Origin of the sequence: Candidatus Amarolinea dominans (genome assembly GCF_016704685.1) — a bacterium.
Taxonomy (GTDB): domain Bacteria; phylum Chloroflexota; class Anaerolineae; order SSC4; family Amarolineaceae; genus Amarolinea; species Amarolinea dominans.
Window position 1 is genome coordinate 39,169 of record NZ_JADIZS010000028.1, and the last position, 19,876, is coordinate 59,044.

Consider the following 19,876-nt stretch of genomic DNA (forward strand, 5'->3'; position numbering starts at 1 on the left):
TGGTAACGCAGGTTTATTCGAATTCTTCCACATGTGGAGAATTCCGTCAATTTGCCATCACCGCCGGTAGAAAGATGCGGCCGCCTACGGTTAGGCCCGCTTGGAGAACGGCTTCTTGCCCGCCGGGATGGATGACCTGAACATCGTAGACGCCAGGAGACAGGGTATCGGGCAGGGATGCCAGCAAGACCTGGCGACCGGAGCGGCGCACGTTGGTCAATGTGACGTTGCCCACGCGCACCGTCGGGACCAAGACGAAGTTGTCGCCATGTACGGTGATATCCATGCTGACGCGCGGTGGTACCGTGGCCGGTTCGACGGAGAGCACCTGGGGCGTTAGCCACGGACCGACGGCGACATCGTCCAGCAGCAGGCCGCCGTAGCGCGCATCGGCGGTCGCCGACACGTTGAATGTCACCGTCACTGTCTGTCCGGCCCAGCGACTCATGTCGAACCAGGCCTGTTGTGTCGTCGTCACGGGTACGAAAGTTTGCAGCAGGTGCGTCTGTCCAGCCGTGCTGATGTGCAGGGTGGCCGGATCGAGAGTTGCACTGCCTTCGGGTTGGTAGCGATAGCGAAATGACAGGGTTGGCGCGTTCTGGCTGACCGGAATGGTGAACGACTGGCTCAGCCTGCTCACCCCAGCCTGCTCCGGTTGCAGGAGAAAGCGGTTCAGGTGGAGGTGATACCAGTAGGGATAATTGTCTTCACGCATGGCGGGGACGGCCAGCGCGATCCAATCGTTCGTCGGATGCGCCCACAGCGAGAGCTGATTGGGTTCCCAGTTGTAACCAGGCAATGGATGCGGAACGCTCCACAAACCGTTGGCCCTGTAGGCTATCCAAAGGCCTTCGCCGCTATACCAGAAAGCGACCAGATCACCGTTGGCTCGTTGTGCAAGGCTCATCTGATAGCCGTGAGTGCTGCTAATCCGCACGGGTGTCGTCCATGTCCCGCCCGGTTCCCGCGTCCTGTAATGCACGCCGTCTGTGCTTGGGCTGTTGCTGAGAACATGCAGGCGGCCTGCGGGGTCGGCAAGTGTTGCGAGCTGCATCCCGGAAGATGATCCGGGGACGGCTTCCTGCTGCCAGGCACCGTTCGTTTGGCGGCGGAAATACGAGAGCTCTTCTTGCCCGCTAGACAGGACATGAACCTCGCGGTTCGGGGTGATGGCGAGGGATGACGGGCGACGAGAAGATGTCACTAATTCGGGAAAATCCCATTCGCCGCTGGGGAGTCGCTTGCGATAATACACGCCGCTCACATCGGCCCACAAGACGTGAGGGCGGTTGAGGCTGTCAAGCACGAGGGCCAGAGAGGGGTCGTAGGACCCGCCGAGAGCGCCGATTGTTTGCGGCGTAGACCAGGTTCCGGTCAACGGCCGGTTGGCATACATCAGGGTGTAGCTAGTGGGTTCAGGCTCCGGGACGGCCCAAGCCAGGTGCATGCGATTGTCGCTGCCAATTGCCATCTGCGGCATAGACCCGGGGAACAGACGCTCTTCGATCGAGCAGGGTTGCTCCATCCGGCAGGTCACGTAAACAATCCAGTTATCAAACTGGTTCTGGGACAGGCGTTGTTGCCAGGCCAGGTGCAGCGTCCCGCCCGTATCGGCGCTCAGTGTGGGAGCATAGTTGTAGCCTGGCGGAGATGTCATCTGCGTAAACGGTTGTGTGGACCACTGCTGCCCTACCAGCGCGCCCCAACGCCCGGTCGCAGCCGCATCCGCACGTACTGTCGGCGGGATATTTCCCTCTACCAGCCAGTTTGCAGGCGCCGGCCCGCCCAGCTCGAAGTCGCCATTGCGCAGCAGATTCGTTGGCGGGCCTACGTAAGCATCGAAGCCCCGATCTGCGCGCAGGGCGATGCTCGTTGGGACAATCGGCGCGTAACCCGCGTGGCTGGCTGTCATCGTGTAGTCGCCGCCGGCAGCAACATACATCGCATAGAGGCCCATCGCATCGCTCTGGGCGCTGTTGAGCGCTGTTGGCGCCGTGACGCTGGCGTGAGGCACAACGACGTTACGGTTGTCACGCACATGGCCTTGTACACTCCAACGATAGAAAGTCGTCAGCGCGTCCCCATCCGGATTGGTCGGCCATGCCTCCTCGTTGTACGCGCGATCGCGCGCCCGACTGCGTAACGCCACGGTGGCGCCCGGTTCTCGCCAGAGTGTGGCGCTGGTCTCCGGAGTCGTTAGCCAAAGATTCCAAGGTCCCGTGGCTTTATTGCGAAAATCAATGTCGTAACTGCTAATGCCGGCGCCTCCCACATCAGCGCCTGACCAGGTGACAATGACCTCATTGCGAACAAAGCGCGGCAGCGGGTTGACCTGGGTGACTGGCGCCATCGTGTCAGTCGTTGTCCAATCTCCCTCCATGTCAATACCCCCTGAGATCATGGGCAGCAGCGGTGCGCTACCATCTGACCGCATGTGCATCACAGAAGCACGCTGGATCAGCAGTTGGTTTCCCTCTACGACATATTCGATCTTCGATGCCAACAACGTCAATCCATCGGGCGCCCAATCGCCCATCCACAGGTCTACGAAGCTCAAACCTGTGTCTTTGACGTAAGCCAGGTGGTAGTGTTGAACATCATATACTCCGATCTCACTCCAATAGTCGCCATCGGCATCGAAATCGAACCCAATGTAGTTATGATTGGGCGACCATACTGGATTTTGCAGGAAGCGGAAGGGTGAACTGATGGCGTGAGCTTGACTGCCATCGCTGTTCGCCGCCCACAGGGTTCCATCGAAACCCAGGTAACGCACCCAAACAAGTTCACCGGAGCGGGACCAGGATGGGTAGAGATCATCGTCAGGATGGCTGGCGACCCACTGGGCGCCTGTGCCATCGGCATTGATGATACGGATGTCCCAGTTGTCGCCATGCTCTTGAGCAAACACCAGGCGGCGTCCGTCAGGCGACCAGTCGGGTTGGCGTTTGTGGCCGCTGCCGCTCGTCAGTTGGCGCACATCGCTGCCATCTGCGTTGGCCACATAGATTTCGTAGGCTCCGGTGCGATTCGAGGCAAAAGCGATGCGCGTACCGCCGCGGTTCAAGCGCGGCTCCAACTCAGTCGCGGTATGATTGGTGACGCGAGTCGCCTGGCTGCCATCCCCGCGTGCGGTGTATACCTCCCAATTGGCATTGCGGTATGAAACGAAGGCCAGGCGCGTCCAGCCAGTGTAGCTGCTGGGTGTCTCGGCAGCGCTCGGTGCAGGCATTAGCACTTCGTTGGTCAGGACCAGAGGCGGCTGCAGGTCGGTCAGGTGCTGTGACCACCACGCTTCCTTTAGCGCCGCAATCGGTGGTTCGGGCGGCACGGCGTTTGCGTCGAAGGGGCGATCAAGCAACAGGATGATCCCCATCAGGGCGATGACGCACACCTGAGAATAACGTGTGATTCGCATGGTTCTCTCCTCTAAATTCATGTCGGTTGATTGTCGGGCAGATTTCACCCCGATGGCAGATCAGGGCAGGCCGCGATAGTCGCGACTGCCAAACAGCAGCGGCAGGTAGCTCACGCCGGGAATGGTGAGCGCATTGGGCAATTGCCCCTCCTGCCCACCGGGGTTGAACACGCTGATCGTATAGCTGCCTGGCCCGATGCGCGCCGGAACGATCATGCGCAGTGTGTTGGCGTCGAGCCACTGCACGTTGGAAACCCTGATGTTGCCGACGTTCACGGTGGGCGTCTGGATGAAGTTGGCGCCGTGAATGATGACCGGTGTTTCCTGGTACATGGGCAGCACGGATGGCTCGACTGAGCGCGCCAATGGCGTGAGCCAGGAGCCAAGCGCCACCTCGTCCGCAAACGCCGTGGTGAAGCGCCCGTCGGCTGTGCTCGATACGGCGAGTGTGACGGTCACGGTCTGTCCAGCATATTGACTCAGGTCGAACCAGGCGAAACGAAACCGCGGGTCTGGATCTGGGGTCATGCGCTGGAGCTCGACCGTGCGATCTGGTAGTTGCAGGACCAGGTTGGCCAGATCCTCGTTGTTGTTATACGGACCTTCGATTCGATAGCGCAGACTGAGGGTGGGGCGATGCATGGCGGGCGGCAGAGCGACGACTTGACTGATACTGCTCACATCGGTTTGTTCGGGCTGCAGGATGAAGCGGGTGAGGAAGATGTTGGGCCGCGCCTGGCCTGGGGATCATAGGCCGGCGCCACGACGGCGAGGCGATCCGAGTTAGCCAGGTTGGCGCTTTCCAACATTCTGCCGTCCCAGGTCATCGGTTCCAGGAATAGGGAGATGACCAGGCGCCCGACGCAAGTTGGTAGATCGCGTTCAGGTAGCCGGATTCCCCTGCGAAAGCGACCAAGCGCCCGTCGCGAGTCCGTAACAAACGCGCCGATTCGCACGAGGCGCCCATCCAAATGGGCGTTGTGAGCGCGCCTTGCGGGTTTCTCACGGTATACTTCGCGCTTCGATACTGATCGCACCATACGACATGCGTGTTGCCCTGTGGATCCACCAGCATGTCTGGCCGATTTGGTTGATAGGGGAAGTCGAGGGTCCGTTGACTCCACACTCCGGCCGGGCTGCGCTCCCAGAAGTTGAAGGCAGTGTAAGCGCTGGCGACGAGGACCGTATTATCCGCGAGGACGGTCAGGGATGGCATCGCGCGTCCGGTTCCAAGCGATTCGGGCGCAGTCCAGGCACCGTTGGCTTGGCGCCGCTGATAACGTAACCCGGCGCTGCCACCCCACACGACATGTGGAGCTCCCTGTCTGTCAACGGTCAAGGCGCTGCTCAGATAGATGTCAGCGCTGGCTAATTCACGCGCCGGAGTCCAGGCGCCGCCGGCTGCCCGTTGAGCATAGAAGAGGCGCCATACCTGTTCGTTCTGCGCGTCTACCGTCTGCCATAGCAGGTGGACAACGGCGTCTGAACCTATGGTCAAACGTGGCGCGAAACCGGGCCACAGGGCCTGGGGGCTTTGGCAGGGTTGATCGAATGCACAGGTGGTGTAGGCGATGCGCCGGTTGCCGCTATTCAAGTCCCATTGATCGGCCCATGCCAGGTGCAGCGTCCCGGCCGGGCCAAACGCCAACGTAGGATCGTAGGCATAACCAGCCGTGCGACTGATGCGTTCCGCGTCTGGCACTGTCCACCTCTGCCCCACACGCGCGCCCCAGGAACCGGTCGTCACGGCGTCTCGCTGCGCCTGGGCAGAAACCGCACCCCGAACAATCCAATCGCGCAAGGCCGGCGCGTCCAGTTCGAAGTCTCCGTTGCGAATCAGATTGTCGGCTGGGGCCAGGTAGAAATCGAGCTGGGTGTCATGACTGATCAACCGAGGCGTAGGCGCCGCCGGTTGGTATCCGCTCTGGGTTGCCCAGATCGTGTAGACCTGGGTTGTCGAAATGTAAGCGGTGTATGCGCCTGGGTTGTTGCCCACGTCCACGCCCAGAGCCGGCGGCGTTAGATTCAGAACGGGATTCGCAATTGGAATGCTGCGCGTGTCGAGTACATTTCCCATCACTTCCCACTGATAGGCCGTTGTGTGGGTATCCCCGTTGGGATTCGTTGTCCATTCCTGCACGTTGAATGCGTTGTCGCGTGCGCGGCCGCGAAAGAAAACCGTTTGCGGGGAGACAAAGATGAATTCAGCCCATGGTACAGGCCCGTTCGAGAGTAGATTGGTCCAAACGCTGTTAGCGCCCAGGCGATACTGCAGATCGTAAGAGCGGATACCGGCTCCTCCTGTATCGAAGCCGGCCAACGGAACGAAAGATCCACCAGCGCGGGTATACCCTGAACGCGATATGGTGTGTACCACCGGCGGCTCGGTATCGGTCGTTTGCCAATGCCCCTGCCTGTCCATGCCAGAGGCGATCAAACGCAATGAGGTGAATGTGCTCATCTCTTGGATGTAGATGTGATTGAGTACGCGTTGGTTGCCCTGCATGACGTATTCCACCCGGTCAACCAGGAGAGATTCCTCATTGGGCGCCCGACCGCTGACCCGGTAATCTACCAGGGGATTCTCGGCGTCTAGATAGTCGTACCAATAGCCCCGATCGCGGTAGAAGTACGCCACTTCCAGCGCAGGATCGCTGTCTATGTTGTAGGTGACTGCGAAGAGATTATCGCTCGAGAGCCAGACGATGTCCAGTAGTCCTGGCAGCACGGCGGTGAGCGGCTGACGTTGACTGCCATCGGCATTCATGATCCAGACCCGCGCCTGACCGCCTTCTGTGCGAATCCAGGCGATCTTGCCATCAGGCGTCCAGGTCGGACTCTCGTCCGCGGCAGCGTCTTGTGTCAATGCCCTGGCCTGGCTGCCATCGGCATTGCTGACGAAAATATCGGTTTGCGTGGCCGATGCGACGACATAAACCAGCATTTGTCCCGTGACCGACAGATCGGGGCTGCGTTTGGCGCCCGCGCCGGTTGTCAACTGGCGCAAGCCGCTCCCGTCTCGATTCAGCACGAATATCTCATCACGGCCGCTGCGATCGGAGACGAAGAAGATCTTCGTAGCGCCCCGATTCAGGATTGGCTCAACGTCGTTGGCTGGGTGATTGGTCAAGCGTGTCGGCTGCCAGCCATCACCGTATGTAAGGTAGATTTCCCAGTTCCCATCGCGATAGGAAGAAAAGGCGATGCGCGTCCACGTCCCCAGGCTGTCCGGTTCGACCGGCGCGTCCGCGGTCACGCTTGTGTGCGCGGGCGAGTCAGGGTCTGGCTGCTGCCAGGACATGCCAGGGGCGCGATTCCCCAGTGGGTCAGGTGCGGTGCGGGTTGGCGTGGCGCGTGAAGCGGCCGACGCTGCGCCCGCTAACGACATGAGGAGCATGAGGAGTAGGGGCGCCAGAACTCTGGCACGCATGGCGTGGTGAATCGGTGGCAGCCAGCAACCTGCAAGCAGGCTGCCACGGCAAAGCACGTTGGGGTGACGCATATTACCTCCCTGATTTTGTGCAACAGGCAAACGGTGCAAGAACTTGGTTTGATGTGTCGTGAAACTGGCGGGGGGCTGAGGCGTTCGATCTTTGTCACCGACGAGCAGGCTCGCCTGGCGGCCGAGAATTGCAGGAAGGATAGCACTGCACAAGCCGGCTGAGTATGATCTGGCTCAGGTTGCGATGGCTTTGAGCTTTTTCGATGACACAGCGGCCAACGGTCAACGCGCAGGCATACTTCGACCTTGTTGCCGTGACGTGAATGCCTCTGGTTCACCGCCAGCCTGAGATGCACCCCGGCGGTTGGCAAGTTGACAATTCACAGGGCCGCGTGTAGACTGAAAAAAGTGACAGAATGATGCTTCAGTTCGCGACAGGAGTGAAATAGCACAAGATGGCGAATAGGTCAACGGCCAACTCCATTGACGAGTATATAGCGGGATTCCCCCCCGAGACTCAGAAGGTGCTGGAGGAGTTACGAGCGCTCATCAAGGCATCAGCGCCCGACGCGACAGAGACGATCAGCTACGCGATCCCCACGTTCGACCTGAACGGGAAACACCTTGTACACTTCGCAGGCTACGAGAGGCATGTAGGGCTTTATCCGGCGCCGAGCGGGCTCGAGGCGTTCAAGAAAGACCTCAAGCCCTACAAGAGCGGGAAGGGCTCGGTGCAGTTCCCCCTTGGCCAGCCATTGCCCAAGGACCTGATTCACCGGATCGTCGAATTTAGGGTCGAACAGAACACCGGCAATGCCTCGAAAATAGGGCGCGACTACGTGCTACGGATGCTCGGAGGCCGATCGCCATGACCATGGATTTTCGCTGGTTTGCACACTACGAGCCAGGCGTTGCACACAGCGTTGCTGTCCCGGATACCACCGTACACCAATTGCTTGTGGACTCAACGGTGAGGTTTCCCGACCACACTGCGGTGCGCATGGTGCTGCGCTATTTGCCCCTGGGACTGAAAGTGCAGGCCACGCTGAGCTACACTGAGCTCAACCGGCTGAGCGATCGTTTTGCTGCGGCTTTGGTTAAACTGGGCGTGAGCAAAGGCAGTCGCGTCTCCCTCATGCTGCCCAACATCCCGCAGATGGTGGTCGCCTATTTTGGTTCACTGAAGGCCGGCGCAATCGTCGTCAACACCAACCCCACGTATCCGGCGCACGAGTTGGCGCCGCTGCTGCGCAGCGCGGGGGCCGAAACCATTGTTACGCTCAGCGGCCTCTACGATCGTGTGCTCGAAATCCAGCCCACCACCGCCATCAAGACCATCATCCTGACCGACATCCCCGAAACGATCGGCCGGCTCTTCCGCAACACGGTGGCCAAACAGGTGCGCGCGAGCGGCATGATGAAAGCCGTGACCCCCCGCGCGGGCACCTATTTCATGCAGGACCTCCTCGCCACGGTCCCGGCCACAGCGCCCAGCGTGCCCGTTGACCCGGCCAGCGACACGGCGGTTTTCCAGTTCACAGGCGGCACCTCGGGCCTGCCCAAGGCCGCCGAGCTGACCCATCGCAACCTGGTGGCAAACATCGCCCAGATCAACGCCTGGGTGCCCTCGCTGAAGCCGGGAGACGAGAAGTTCCTCTTGGCCCTGCCGGCCTTCCATGTCTATGGCATGACCGTGGGCATGCTGACATGCCTGAATCTGGGGGGCGAACTGGTGCTGGCGCCCGACCCTCGCCATACGCTGCATCTCTTGGAGATCATCGCGCGGGAGAAAATCACTGTCTACCCGGGTGTGCCGGCCATGTATATTGCCATCATCAACCATCCCAAAGTGGCCGATTTTGACCTGCACAGCATCCGGGTCTGTCTGAGCGGCGGCGCTTCGCTGCCGGCCGAAGTGGCGCAGAAGTTCGAGGCCGTGACGGGCGGCAAGCTGGTGGAAGGCTACGGCATGTCCGAGTCTTCGCCGCTCACTGCCGGCAATCCCGTCTTTGGCCAGACCAAAACCGGCTCGGTCGGCATGCCGTTTCCCAGCACTGAACTGGCCCTCATCGCCCTGGAGCCTGACGAGCACGGCGAGACCAGGTTTCTGGATGTCGAGCAAGCGGGTGAGCTGGTGGTACGCGGGCCCCAGGTCATGAAGGGGTACTACAACAACCCGGCGGAAACCCGAATTGCCATCGACGCTGCCGGCTGGCTCCACACCGGCGACATTGCCACGATGGACGCCGATGGCTACTTCTTTATCGTGGACCGCAAGAAGGACCTGATCATCGCCAGCGGCTACAACATCGTGCCCCGCGAAGTAGAAGAAATCCTGTTCATGCACCCGAAGGTGCTGGAAGCTGCGGTCGTGGGCGTACCTGACGCCAAACGGGGGGAAACGGTCAAGGCCTTCGTCGTGCTCAAGGAAGGCCAGAGCGCCACCGCCGAAGATATTCGCGACTTCTGCAAAGAGCGCCTGGCCCCCTACAAGGTGCCTTCCCTGGTCGAATTCCGCACGGAGTTGCCGAAGTCCCAGGTCGGCAAAACGCTGAGGCGCATCTTGGTGGAAGAGGAAAAGCGCAAGGTGGCGCTTCACTAATGGAAATGGTCGAGCTCTATATCAATGAAGTCGCGCCGATGGTCGGACGCCTGGTGCAGAGCCATTGACCGGCGAAGGGATTTGTGGGTGTTTAGTAGGAGTGAATATCATGTCCAAACTCAGCTTTTCCAAACACGTGCTATACATGGCTATGATCATGGCCCTGATAGCCTCTTTTTCAGGACTCGGTCCTGTTTCTGCCCAGCCGACGCAGGCTCTGATCGAAGACTGGCGCGCGTCGGACTTCAATTACGCTTCAAGCATGATGGACACGGATCAGAGCGATAACGTGTATGTTGTGGGCGACACCGCAACCTCCAGGAACCTGATCATCAAGAAATTCGATGGCGCCGGAACCCTGCTGTGGCAAACCCCGTATGACGCCGTAGACGCACTCAGCGGGGTGTGGATCGCCGTTGATGGCAATGGCAGCGCTGTTGTCCAGGCGAATCGGGGGCGGAACTTCGACGGTTATTCCTCCTATTCGAATATCGCCACGATCATCACCTCCGGCGGTATCTGCCCTGACTTCAATCACAACGGCGTGGTGGACGTTGCTGATTTAAGCGCGATCGCCAGCCTGTGGGGTCAGCCTGCTCCCGCGGACTATGATCTCGACGGAGACGGCTTCGTTACGATTGCCGACATCGAGATCGTGGCGGCGCTTTGGGGCACGAGCTGTCCATGAATGCTGAATGAGGTAACGCTTGTGTGTAGAAATATCAAGACCCTCTTCAACTTCGAACCGCCTGTGACGGACGCAGAGATTCGTGCGGCCGCCGTACAATTTGTGAGAAAAGTGAGCGGCTTCGCCAAGCCATCGAAAACCAACGAAGCTGCATTCCTTGCCGCCGTCGAAGAGATTGCAGCAGTTTCCAGAAATCTTCTGGCCGCGCTCGAGACGAACGCGCCACCGAAGAACCGGGCGGAGGATGCTGCCAGGGCACGCGCACGCGCCACGCAGAGGTTTCCCAGGTAAAGGGTACTTGCCATTCGTGAGAGGCCCGAAACCATGAAATGGCTTGCTTGCTTCTGATTGGGACAACAGCGGCTGTATGATTTGCCAGGGAGGAATGATAAGCCATGAAAGCGGCACCTGCAGGTCACGTGGTCTTGGACCGGATGACCCCCGCAGAGTTTGAAGCCTATTTACAGCCGGCGATTGCCGAGTATGCGGCGGACAAAATCGCCGCCGGCAATTGGTCGGAGGCGGAGGCTTTGTCACATGCACAGCGCGATTTCGCTGATCTGTTGCCGCAGGGTGTTGTCACGCCCGACCAACACCTGTTCACGATTCGGGATGCGGCCAGCGCGCGGGCCGTGGGTGTGATCTGGCTGGCCGTGATACCGCACTTTGGGCGGCCAAGCGCGTTCATCTATGATCTGCGCATCTTCGACGCCTTCCAGCGCCGGGGCTATGGCATGCAGGCCATGCTGGCCGTGGAGCACGAGGCGCAGGCGTTGGGCATGGATCGCATTGGACTGCACGTATTTGGACATAACTCCGCTGCGCAAGCACTCTACCTCAAGCTAGGATACACCATCACCAACGTCAACATGGTCAAGCACCTGGCGCCTTGAGCAGCACATGCTGAGCCTGTGGAGAACGGCTTCAGGGCCGGGCTGGCCGCAACCTTGCACTGATGTCCGGAATTCTGCGCCCAATGTGAAAGGCAGGCACTCCTGACGGCGGGCAATGACGTTGCGCTGATCGGCCACCTACGGAAACTGCCGGTGGTGAGGAGCATCCTATGGCGGGATGATATCGGTGGCGCCAAGCCGCAGAGCGATGACGTTATCTTGTCAGACCCCGTGGCATAAGGTATACTGCCTGCGAGTCAAGTAGTGGCTTTGGTTTGGAGAGAAGCATGATGACGATTACGGCGAACGCTACGCAGCAGAATGGGGCGCGCTATACGATTATCGAGACAGACTTGGGGCCACTCATCAGCGAAAGTCGTGTCAGTGTGTTTGATGTGATGGATGCCTACGATGCCGGTGATTCTGTCTATGAAATTGATCTGACATTCAACCTCTCGCCCTTGCAGGTTGAAACAGCACTCGACTACATTGCGGAGCATCGAGCCGCGTTAGAGCCGCAGTTGGCGGAGGTCAAGCGACAGTTGGCCGACCGAGAAGCGTTCTATCGTCGCCAAGCGGCAGAGATCGCACTGCGTATTGCCGCCCTGCCCATGACGCCCCAGCGAGAGGCCCTGCTCGCGCTGCGAGAACGTACTGAAGACAAGTACCAGGCAGATACCCATGCAGATCGTCCTGAGCGATCATAATTGCGAAGGCCAGGCGCGAGCGATCTTCCGAACTCTGGACACTCGTGGCTATCTCAAGCTGATTCCCATGGAATTGCGCTTGTTTGTTGATGCTGGCCTATCCGTCAGCGCCGCAGATGCCACAGTGTGGCAGTACTGTCAGGACTGCGGCTTTCTTTTGCTTACCGGAAACCGCAACACCAGCGATGGTGAACAGTCGCTTGAAAGCACGATACGGCGCTTGACCACGTCGAACAGTCTTCCAGTCGTGACCATCAGCAATCTACGTCGCGTTCTCGCAGATCCGGCATATTGCGAGGATTGTGCTCTCAGACTAGCTGAAGTTGTGCTAGACCTCGAAAATTATCGAGGGGTGCATCGCTTGTATCTCCCAGGCTGAATCGGCACACATTGACTGTCGAGCGACAGGGCTTGTCAGCGCTCCAGACGGTGCAGCCCGCCGATTCCCGCCTCGCGCGCACGCACGCACGCACGCATGCACAATGGCCTGGGCACGGTCGGTCACCTGCAGCTTGCTGAAGATGTTGCTCGCATGGTTGCGCACGGTTTCGGGGCTGAGCACCAGGTGGCGGGCGATCTCTTCATTCAGGTCAATTGGTGACGCAGCCGTCGGTACTCGGCGACCAGCGTGCTGTCGTCGAGTGCTTGCTCGAACAGGTGCAGCCAGTTTTCCACATAACGATCGTCCAGGCGGTTGCCTTGCCGCTTGATGATCCCCTCAACATCCACACGATCTTTGGTGCGCAGAGACACCATCTTGTAGACGATCAGGTCCTCCGGGCTGCACACGCGCACGACCAGGCCAGGCTTCAATTCCATCACGCGGGCGCGGCCGATGGCCGTTTCGTCGAACGTCGTCTCAGCGAGCATCACGTCAACGCGCGTGCCCGCAGGATCTTGGAAGAAAGCGATGCCGTGGCGCCGAAAGGCCTCGTCGGGATCGGCGTGCAACGGTGTGAAGTCTGACACCAACTCCAGAATGCGGCCTCGTTCATCGCGCCGAGCTAACACCTTGAGGTCAGCATCGCGCGTCAAACGCGGTTCACCCCAGGCGCTCACAGCCAGCCCACCGATCACGACCGAGGGCACACCTGCCTCTTCCAGACGCTGTTGCAGATCGGCGACTGAGCGAATGAGGTTTTCCATGCTAGCTCCAATATGGTGGTTGCCAGTGAGGGCTGTCAGTCTGGCCTGTAACTGAATCATGGCCTGGATGCGCGGCTGACGGAAGGTCTCCTCGGTCGCTTGTAACTGCGGCTCAAACTCGCGCTGCAACGCCAGAAACTGTTGAATGCCCTGTTCGATCGTCAGTTGGCGCAGCAACTGAGTTTCCAGGACTTCAATCTCCGCCCAGCCCTGTTGATGTTGGCTCAAATCCGCCATAAAGCCTCGAAGTTTCCTGGATGGCACGCCAGTCCTCCTCGGAGACGAGTATGGCGTTGGCGCGCTTGCCAGTAATAAGCACCGATTCGTGTGATTCAGCCACTCGATCTAGCAGTCGAAAGAGTTGAGCACGCGCTTCTGTCACGGTGACGGTGGTCATGCAGTGGTCCTCCGATGATGACAATTGCCGCAAGAGTACGTGATTCCGTAGACTTTGTCAATTCGTCGCCGTGAACCCTGTGACCGGCAGCCGTGCGCTGACGCGGGTGCCGCCCTCAGCCCGGCGCTCGATGCGGCATGCGCCGCCCAGTTCATCAGCCGATAGCGCAGCATGGAAAAGCCAATCGTCAGCGGAATCAGCTCTACTCAGGTGGTTGCACCTACCTGCAGAATATCTGCGGGGGTGAAGAAGTAGTAGCCTGGCTCAAAGATTACCACTCTGAATGGTAATCTGCAAGATTACCCTGAAAAACGGTAATTTTTCTATTCACCCATGCGCGATCTTGTGGACGATGGTCGAGAAATCGCCGGCCGTGGGCATGACGAACAGGCAGCGACCGTGGCTGCGAGATTCCCACACCGCGCCGATGGCCCGCTTTTCTTCGGCGTCGGCGGATGTGTAGCGATCCTTGCCTTTGTATTCCACGATAAGGAGACGTCCATCCTTGAGCTGGCAGATGAAATCGGGGTAAAACCAGTCGGTCGCGGTTTGCAGCCGGAAGGATGTCGCCTTGAGCGCGAGGTTGCGCACCCAAAACGTCACTTCTGGTAAATCCTCGATGAATTGTGCGCAGCGGAACTCCTCGGTGAGCTTGCCGCTCGGGGTTAGCTCGCGCAATTCGCCCGGCTTGGGGCCGAAGTAGTGCTTGGGAAACTGAAAGGCGCCCTCGTAGAGCCAGCTTGGTTCATAACCCATGGTCCTGAAGTTGATCGCGACCTCATCGCTGACCGCCAGCACCGACTGCGGCAGGAGAAAGGCCTGAAACGCGGCCCGGCGCTCGGCCTGGCGATGCTCGTCAATCCGCTTCTCCACTTCCTCACGCAGCCGGAAGCGGTCCAGGGCGAGGGTGCTGACATCGGTGATTTCGTAGCGGGCCATAAGGCCGCGCACCACCTTGCGCAGGTACGCGGCCGATTCGCCCAGGGGAATATCGTAGTGCTCAAGATGGCGGTCGAGCCAGGCCACCAGGCTCTCCAACGACCAATCGCCGGCGCCGCCGAGGTCGAGCACCTGTTGGTGCAGCGTGGCGATGAAATCGGCCGCGTATTTCTCTTGCAGCGGTGAGGCAACCACTTCACCCCTGGCGCCGATGTCGAGCACGCCCGCCTTGCCTATTGGCCGGTGCCGCGGATGGTAGTCGTCGGCCAGCGTGGCATCCTTGGTGCTCAGCTTCCACGGATGTTCGAGCAGGAAGGTGCTCTCGAACTCGAACATCTCGCCGTTCTCCCTGCACGCACAGCCGCGGCACGAGGAAATCAAGCCCGCGCTCAAGGCGAGAAGGCGCGGGGCTTGCCGCTGCCGCCCAAGGCCATCTCGGCCTCGCACCAGGTTGACGATCCACCACGCGCCTTCGCCGCGGGGGTCTTGACGCAACTGGTGAGCAGCTCGGTTTCGTCGCTGTCGAGCGGCGCCAGGACGGTGATCTCGCCCTGCGCAACGTCAATCTGAACCTTACCGCCCAGCGCGACGACCTGCACCTGGGCCACTGCGGCGTCAATCTCCCGGACGGGGTCGAAGTGCGCGGTCTGCGGCTGCAGGCCGAAGGGCAGGATGCCCTGGGCTGCGGGGATGACGATGCGGTCTGCCTCGGCGCGGGTGAAGCCGTTGTTTTCCAACGCCTCGCGCAGCTCATTCAACACTTCAGGCAGCGACTCGGACACGGAGAACGCGTACGCGCAGTTGAGATCGGGATGCCGCTTCGCCTGGGCGTTCGGGAGGCGCAGGATGCGGCCGACGATCTGCTCGATGGCCGTGGCGGAGCGCGTCGCTTTGAGGCTGCACAACACGTAGGCAAACGGGCAGTCCCATCCCTCGCGCAGTTTTTCGACCGTGATGATAAAGCGCACCGGGCAGGACGGCGACGCGATGTCCTTCACGTCCTTCAGCTCGTCGAGCCGGCCGACGGAAATCTTCACCTGGTCCGCGCTGATGCTGGGGTGCTCGCGCACCAGCCGGTCGCGCAGCGGCGCGCACGCGTCGACGCGCTCGGCTTGCAGTAGCAGGATGGGGCGCAGGTATTCGCCGGTCTGCTGCGCTTCGGCGCGGGCCAGCTTTTCCAGATCCGCACGCAGGGTGATCGCTTCGCCCAGCAGTTGGTCAGCCTGGCTGGGATGCCGGGTGATGACGCGCAGCGGCAGCTTGATCATGTCCGCGGCCTTGAGCTCGGCCGCGGAGACGTGATGGAGCACATTAGACGGATGCCTGGCCCGCGCGGGAGTGGCGGTGAACTCGACGATGCAGGAGGGCTTCACCGCGCCTAGCGTGGCGAACGAGAGGTCCGTGCGTGCATTGTGCGCTTCGTCCACGATCACGATGGGCCGGCGCAGGCGCAGCATGTTGACCAGCTGGGCTTCGGCTTGCCATCCGCACCTGCAGCAGAGTCGCGCCAGGCGTGTCGGCGGGCAGGTTCAGGAGGTGTTCGCTGAAACGGGCTGCTGCTGGTCATAGACCTTGCGGCCGGTGGTGTCCTCCGCGCGGAAGGCCTGAATGGTGGCCACGATCACCACGGTCTGGCCGTCCACCGGGGCGCGGGCGAAAGGCGCAGCGCCTCCTCGATGCGCATCACCTCCACCGGCGCCGGCGCATGCCAGTCCCAGGCGCGGCGATAGGGGTGCCGCGGGTCGCGCAGGGCGTCCACCGTTTGGTCCAGGATGGTGTTGCTGGGCACCAGCCAGAGCACCACCGCCCGCTCGGCGCGCAGCAGGTCGGTCATGGCCAGGCCTGCGGCATGGCAGGCCAGCAGCGTCTTGCCGCCGCCCGTCGGCACGCGCAGGCAGACGCAGGGCATGCCCGCTGCCAGGCCCGCCGCCGAAACCGGGAGATAGGGTACGGGCTCGCCGTCCTGCTCCGCAGCTGGATGGGGCGAATAGGCATCGGGCCGGCCCTGTCTGCGCACTGGCGGAAGAAGGTCCGCAGGGAGTCCGAGCACGCGATCTTGGTAGTCTTTGAGTGGGATCATGCGACTTTGATCTCGTAGGGGGTCTGGCGGATGCCGATGCGCTCCGGCGTTTTGGCGGTCGTGGCCGAGCCGGCAGCCGGCGCAGTAGATCACCTTCTGGCCATCGTAGTTCGGCAGCCTCGCCAAGATGCCGCGTGTCAGGACGTTGCCGCCAGTTCGTGGCTTGTCGCCGAGGATGCCGTTGTAGAGCAGGTAGACGCCACCCCGCGGCAGGCGCCCACCAACGGCGTGTTCGAGCACGCGTCCACGCGGGAGCGGCTCGCCGGTCTCGGTGAAATAAACATGCCGGGCCAGCTCGGCGAAGGTCACGGTCTCGCGGATCTGGCCGTCCGCGTCGAACAGCGGCTCGCCGAGGCGGCAGTAGCGGAAGCCGCCGCCCAGCCCTGCAACCGCCTCGCCCTTGGCATTGGTGTAGCCCCTCGACCACACGCTTCACGCTCCTGGCCGTGATCTCGGGAGATCTTTGGCTCCATCTCCACGAGGATAAATCGGCGTGGCCCTGTCCGGGAGTTCGGCGTTGAGTTTCAAGCGTGTCCAGTGGTGCCTGAGCCAGCGAACGAGCTGGCCACGAGATCGCCAGGATTGGTTGCGATCTGCAAGATGCGTCCGATCAACTGCGGGTTTCTGGGGTGATGAACACCGATTCCGAGTCAGCGAACTTCCATGATCTGGCCTCAGCTTGTCCTGCTCCGCTTCCTGAGTGTGCCGACCTCGGGTGCGGTCAGGGTCTGGGCACGACGCCTTGTTTGACGCTCATCCAAACCGTTTGGGCGCGGCGTCGTTGATTCTCACCTCTCTGCCCCCGCTCCACTTTGATATCTCCGCTATCAGCCTCGAAATTTCTCCTTTGACATCCCTCCATCGTCTGGCCGGAGGCCCGGGAATGACCCAGTCCCGATGGGCAAGTGATGGGATAGGTTCCGACATCGTAGCAATTTCGCGCAGCTGATCGCTGGTTCTTCCACAGGCCCTCGCGGGTCGACGTCAGGCTTCTCGTAGCGGAATCGTCGCACTCGAGGGTTTCGGCAGCAGATTGGGACGCCACACTTCCAGCCTTCCTCGCATAACGACGATATAGTCATGGTCCTGGAGAAGGGTCGGAGCGAGTTTTTGGGCAATAGATCTTTGCCAGATAACCGGTGCGATGAAATTCTGCGCCCAAAAATTCATCCATCACGTATCGGAGCGCCTGGACTCCGTTGTCGTCAATACTGATGAAGATCGCCCCATCCTCCCGGAGGAACTGCGCAGCAGCGCGAGCCGGGGATACATCATGCACAGCCAGCGGTCGTGCCGGTCGAGGGTTCGCCTTCCTTGCCCACCACCTTGCCCAGCCAATCGCGGATCAACGGGCTGTTGACGTTGTCGTTGTACACCCAGCCTTCGTTGCCGGTGTTGTACGGTGGGTCGATGTAGATGCACTTCACCTGGCCGGCGTAATAGGGCAGCAGCGCCTTGAGCGCGACCAGGTTGTCGCCCTCCATGATGAGGTTGCCGCGGCTCGTGCGCCGCAGGCCACGCTCAGGCACGTCAGCCAGCAGATGGAAGGGGGACTTGCAGGTGGTGATTGACCACCGCGTCCTTGCCGATCCAGTTGAGGGTGGGCATGGGTTTGTTGTTCCGTCTCTGGGGGTGGTGGGAAGCCGGCAGGCTCCTGGTCTTTGCGTTACCAAACCAACTGTTGCGCGAAAAGTTTAGCACACGGCACAGGCAGAGGCAAACTGTGCGCCCGCGCGCCTCCTTCACCGCAGACTGCGCTCCATGGCTTGAACTGCAGTGGTCAGCTCGGTCAGGAAGGCGCGGTGCCGGGGGAAGCGGGTGCGGGTTTCGTTCACCAGTCCGCTGGCGGCCGCCCTGTCTCCCGCGGCAGCTGCAGCACTTCCGCACACGCGACCGTCAGGATGGCCGCTTTGTCGTAGCTCTTGCGATGCTGGCCGCCGACGATCGCTTGCGTCCGCTTCTGCGCCACTTCCAGGCACCAGGCCAGCAGCGTTGCTTGTTGGTTATACGCCAACGAAACATCGGCAAACGATTGCGTGTAGGCACGCTCAAGGCGTTTGGGCAGCGGGTCTCCCTGCGTTCCGAAGACCGTTGATGTGGCGAGGTAGGACTGTTGCAGCCCTTCCTGCCAGAGTTTCGCCAGGTCTGGGGCAACGCGCCGGGCAGCTTGCCTGTGAGCAGCGCCAGGAGGCACGGCACGACCGCCCCTGCGGATTACCGCTGCTCCACCCCAGCACCTAGACTATCCGCCAGCGTTGCGCGGCGCCGAAATCCTCCGGCCAACAGCGCGGCGCGAGGGTGATCGGGTTCACCCAAACCTGCCGCTCCAAATCGTCACTGCCAGCAAAGGCAACATCCTGGCTGGCGGGCGGATGCGCCAGGTGATCTTGCAGGCAGTGGGGCAAGGCCCGACGCATCCGGTGCTTTGTTCCGGACCGCCGGCGCAGCTCTCCCACTGATCGAGCAGGCGCGGGAGGGTTTACCTTGATGAGAAACGTCGCCCAGCGTCCGTTCGCAACGATCTGAGTCTCGCCTGTTACCAGCTGCGCACAGGTGATTTGCCACGGCCGCGTGGATGGGGAGAGCCATCCGCGGCAGGTCACCCCGCGCGACGAAGCTCGTTATCCTTCCCCGCCCGCCAGCGCGGCAAACCAGTCCAGGTACGCGGGCGCTTGTCCCCCCTCCCGCGCCAATGCCTCAAGTCCCGGCGCCATGCGCCAGGCGCACCGCCTCCCGGCAACCAGGCGTCCGTATCACTGCTCGCTCTGCTGGCGCAGGAATGTGATCCGGTTGGTCAGGAACTGCTCCTGGTCGGGCAGTGGACGGTGATTTCTGGAGCAGGCTTGCCAGCGTGGGCGCGGCAGATACAGCGTAATCTGGCGCGCGCCGCATCTGCGTGCGCTGAGGGTCTGCGTCGGTTCGCAAGCGGTTCAGTCTCTTGGATCGCGCGTGATGCCGGCGCTGGCCTCTCATATCCACACCGACTGGGCCGGGTGCACTGATGCCGCGGCCGTAATCGTCTTCTTCGAGTTGAACGCCCCGGAAAGCGCCCTATACGTCGCTGCGTCAGCGGCAGATTGCTGGTGTCGAACGCAGCCGCGGCCCGCTCATACGGTGCTTTGCACGGCAGCGGCGCCACGAATTCCGTGGGCCCCAGGCTGTCCGCGTCATCGGTCCCCGTTCCAGCCGTCTCGCCGCTCGTTCCAGGCGCCTCCTTTTTCGATGGTAGCCTGGAGATCGTGCTGAGGAGATCAATATCGGGAGCAACGCATCTCGCTCGATTTCCTGCTGGACGTGATCATGCTCCTCGACTCGTTCGAGTTGCGCCAGAAAGGTCATATCGTCCCGCCGGCGGCGTCCCCGGCCAGCGGCCTGATGGATGGCGCGCAGCTCGCTCTGGTCGCAGGCAGGCCGCCGGACGTTGTTCTACGATGTCCCAGAAACTACGTAGATATTTTCTGCAAGTGAAGGTTGCTGAGAGAAAACCCTCCACAATGTATTATCCATGCGTTTGGATCAGGTTAGCGTTTGGATCACGAAGCCACCGAAGGTTCGCGAAGGACA

17 protein-coding genes and 2 pseudogenes are annotated in these 19,876 nt (G+C 61.1%); 7 read left to right on the forward strand and 12 right to left on the reverse strand.

All coding sequences use genetic code 11. The features are described from left to right. Positions 1–46: 46 nt before the first annotated feature. The 3 genes from IPF85_RS18310 to IPF85_RS18320 form a co-directional block, all read right to left on the reverse strand. Positions 47–3,418, reverse strand: coding sequence for a carboxypeptidase regulatory-like domain-containing protein (locus IPF85_RS18310; protein WP_343409499.1), 3,372 nt, complete (start codon positions 3,416–3,418; stop codon positions 47–49). 60 nt (positions 3,419–3,478) lie between these two features. Then, entirely contained in the window at positions 3,479–4,099 is a 621-nt protein-coding gene (locus tag IPF85_RS18315; RefSeq protein WP_343409500.1) for an IPT/TIG domain-containing protein, read from the reverse strand. A gap of 142 nt (positions 4,100–4,241) precedes the next feature. Then, the gene (locus IPF85_RS18320) at positions 4,242–6,848 is read right to left on the reverse strand and encodes a hypothetical protein (RefSeq protein WP_343409501.1); all 2,607 of its coding nucleotides are present in this window, start codon (positions 6,846–6,848) and stop codon (positions 4,242–4,244) included. A gap of 467 nt (positions 6,849–7,315) precedes the next feature. On the opposite strand from IPF85_RS18320, the gene IPF85_RS18325 reads away from it, so the two are divergent. The 7 genes from IPF85_RS18325 to IPF85_RS18355 all read left to right on the forward strand — a co-directional run bounded on the left by IPF85_RS18325 (position 7,316) and on the right by IPF85_RS18355 (position 12,129). Continuing rightward, the gene (locus tag IPF85_RS18325) at positions 7,316–7,732 is read left to right on the forward strand and encodes a DUF1801 domain-containing protein (protein WP_343409502.1); all 417 of its coding nucleotides are present in this window, start codon (positions 7,316–7,318) and stop codon (positions 7,730–7,732) included. Next, positions 7,729–9,462, forward strand: a complete 1,734-nt coding sequence (locus IPF85_RS18330) for a long-chain fatty acid--CoA ligase (protein ID WP_343409503.1) — start codon at positions 7,729–7,731, stop codon at positions 9,460–9,462. The genes IPF85_RS18325 and IPF85_RS18330 overlap by 4 nt, the downstream gene beginning before the upstream one ends. A gap of 109 nt (positions 9,463–9,571) precedes the next feature. Then, positions 9,572–10,150: a hypothetical protein gene (locus IPF85_RS18335; protein ID WP_343409504.1), complete on the forward strand. Its 579-nt coding sequence runs from the start codon at positions 9,572–9,574 to the stop codon at positions 10,148–10,150. 21 nt (positions 10,151–10,171) lie between these two features. Continuing rightward, complete coding sequence (locus IPF85_RS18340) at positions 10,172–10,441, forward strand: DUF2277 domain-containing protein (protein WP_343409517.1); 270 nt, start codon at positions 10,172–10,174, stop codon at positions 10,439–10,441. A gap of 104 nt (positions 10,442–10,545) precedes the next feature. Continuing rightward, positions 10,546–11,043, forward strand: a complete 498-nt coding sequence (locus IPF85_RS18345; RefSeq protein WP_343409505.1) for a GNAT family N-acetyltransferase — start codon at positions 10,546–10,548, stop codon at positions 11,041–11,043. 287 nt (positions 11,044–11,330) lie between these two features. Next, positions 11,331–11,750, forward strand: a complete 420-nt coding sequence (locus IPF85_RS18350; RefSeq protein ID WP_343409506.1) for a hypothetical protein — start codon at positions 11,331–11,333, stop codon at positions 11,748–11,750. Continuing rightward, positions 11,725–12,129, forward strand: coding sequence for an ACP S-malonyltransferase (locus IPF85_RS18355; RefSeq protein ID WP_343409507.1), 405 nt, complete (start codon positions 11,725–11,727; stop codon positions 12,127–12,129). Before IPF85_RS18350 ends, IPF85_RS18355 begins: the two co-directional genes overlap by 26 nt. On the opposite strand, the pseudogene IPF85_RS18360 reads toward IPF85_RS18355, so the two are convergent. The 9 genes and pseudogenes from IPF85_RS18360 to IPF85_RS18400 form a co-directional block, all read right to left on the reverse strand. Continuing rightward, positions 12,079–12,327 (reverse strand): annotated as a pseudogene (locus tag IPF85_RS18360) (helix-turn-helix transcriptional regulator); the annotation flags it as partial. The gene IPF85_RS18355 and the pseudogene IPF85_RS18360 sit on opposite strands and share 51 nt — an antisense overlap. 8 nt (positions 12,328–12,335) lie before the next feature. Beyond that, on the reverse strand, positions 12,336–13,133 hold the full coding sequence (locus tag IPF85_RS18365) for a hypothetical protein (protein WP_343409508.1): 798 nt from the start codon (positions 13,131–13,133) through the stop codon (positions 12,336–12,338). Beyond that, the gene (locus IPF85_RS18370; protein ID WP_343409509.1) at positions 13,090–13,293 is read right to left on the reverse strand and encodes a type II toxin-antitoxin system Phd/YefM family antitoxin; all 204 of its coding nucleotides are present in this window, start codon (positions 13,291–13,293) and stop codon (positions 13,090–13,092) included. Before IPF85_RS18370 ends, IPF85_RS18365 begins: the two co-directional genes overlap by 44 nt. Positions 13,294–13,620: 327 nt before the next feature. Next, a complete protein-coding gene (locus IPF85_RS18375) occupies positions 13,621–14,568 on the reverse strand; it encodes a hypothetical protein (RefSeq protein WP_343409510.1) in 948 nt (315 codons plus the stop codon). Between the two features lie 53 nt (positions 14,569–14,621). Further along, on the reverse strand, positions 14,622–15,689 hold the full coding sequence (locus IPF85_RS18380) for a hypothetical protein (RefSeq protein WP_343409511.1): 1,068 nt from the start codon (positions 15,687–15,689) through the stop codon (positions 14,622–14,624). Between the two features lie 164 nt (positions 15,690–15,853). Continuing rightward, entirely contained in the window at positions 15,854–16,741 is an 888-nt protein-coding gene (locus tag IPF85_RS18385; RefSeq protein WP_343409512.1) for a hypothetical protein, read from the reverse strand. A gap of 693 nt (positions 16,742–17,434) precedes the next feature. Continuing rightward, a pseudogene (locus IPF85_RS18390) lies at positions 17,435–17,920 on the reverse strand (site-specific DNA-methyltransferase); the annotation flags it as partial. Positions 17,921–18,143: 223 nt separating this feature from the next. Then, positions 18,144–18,506 carry a hypothetical protein gene (locus IPF85_RS18395; RefSeq protein WP_343409513.1) on the reverse strand — a complete coding sequence of 121 codons (363 nt, stop codon included), beginning with the start codon at positions 18,504–18,506 and terminating at the stop codon, positions 18,144–18,146. 43 nt (positions 18,507–18,549) lie between these two features. Then, positions 18,550–18,729 (reverse strand): hypothetical protein, encoded by a 180-nt coding sequence (locus tag IPF85_RS18400; RefSeq protein WP_343409514.1) that lies wholly within the window; start codon positions 18,727–18,729, stop codon positions 18,550–18,552. Positions 18,730–19,876 lie beyond the last annotated feature (1,147 nt).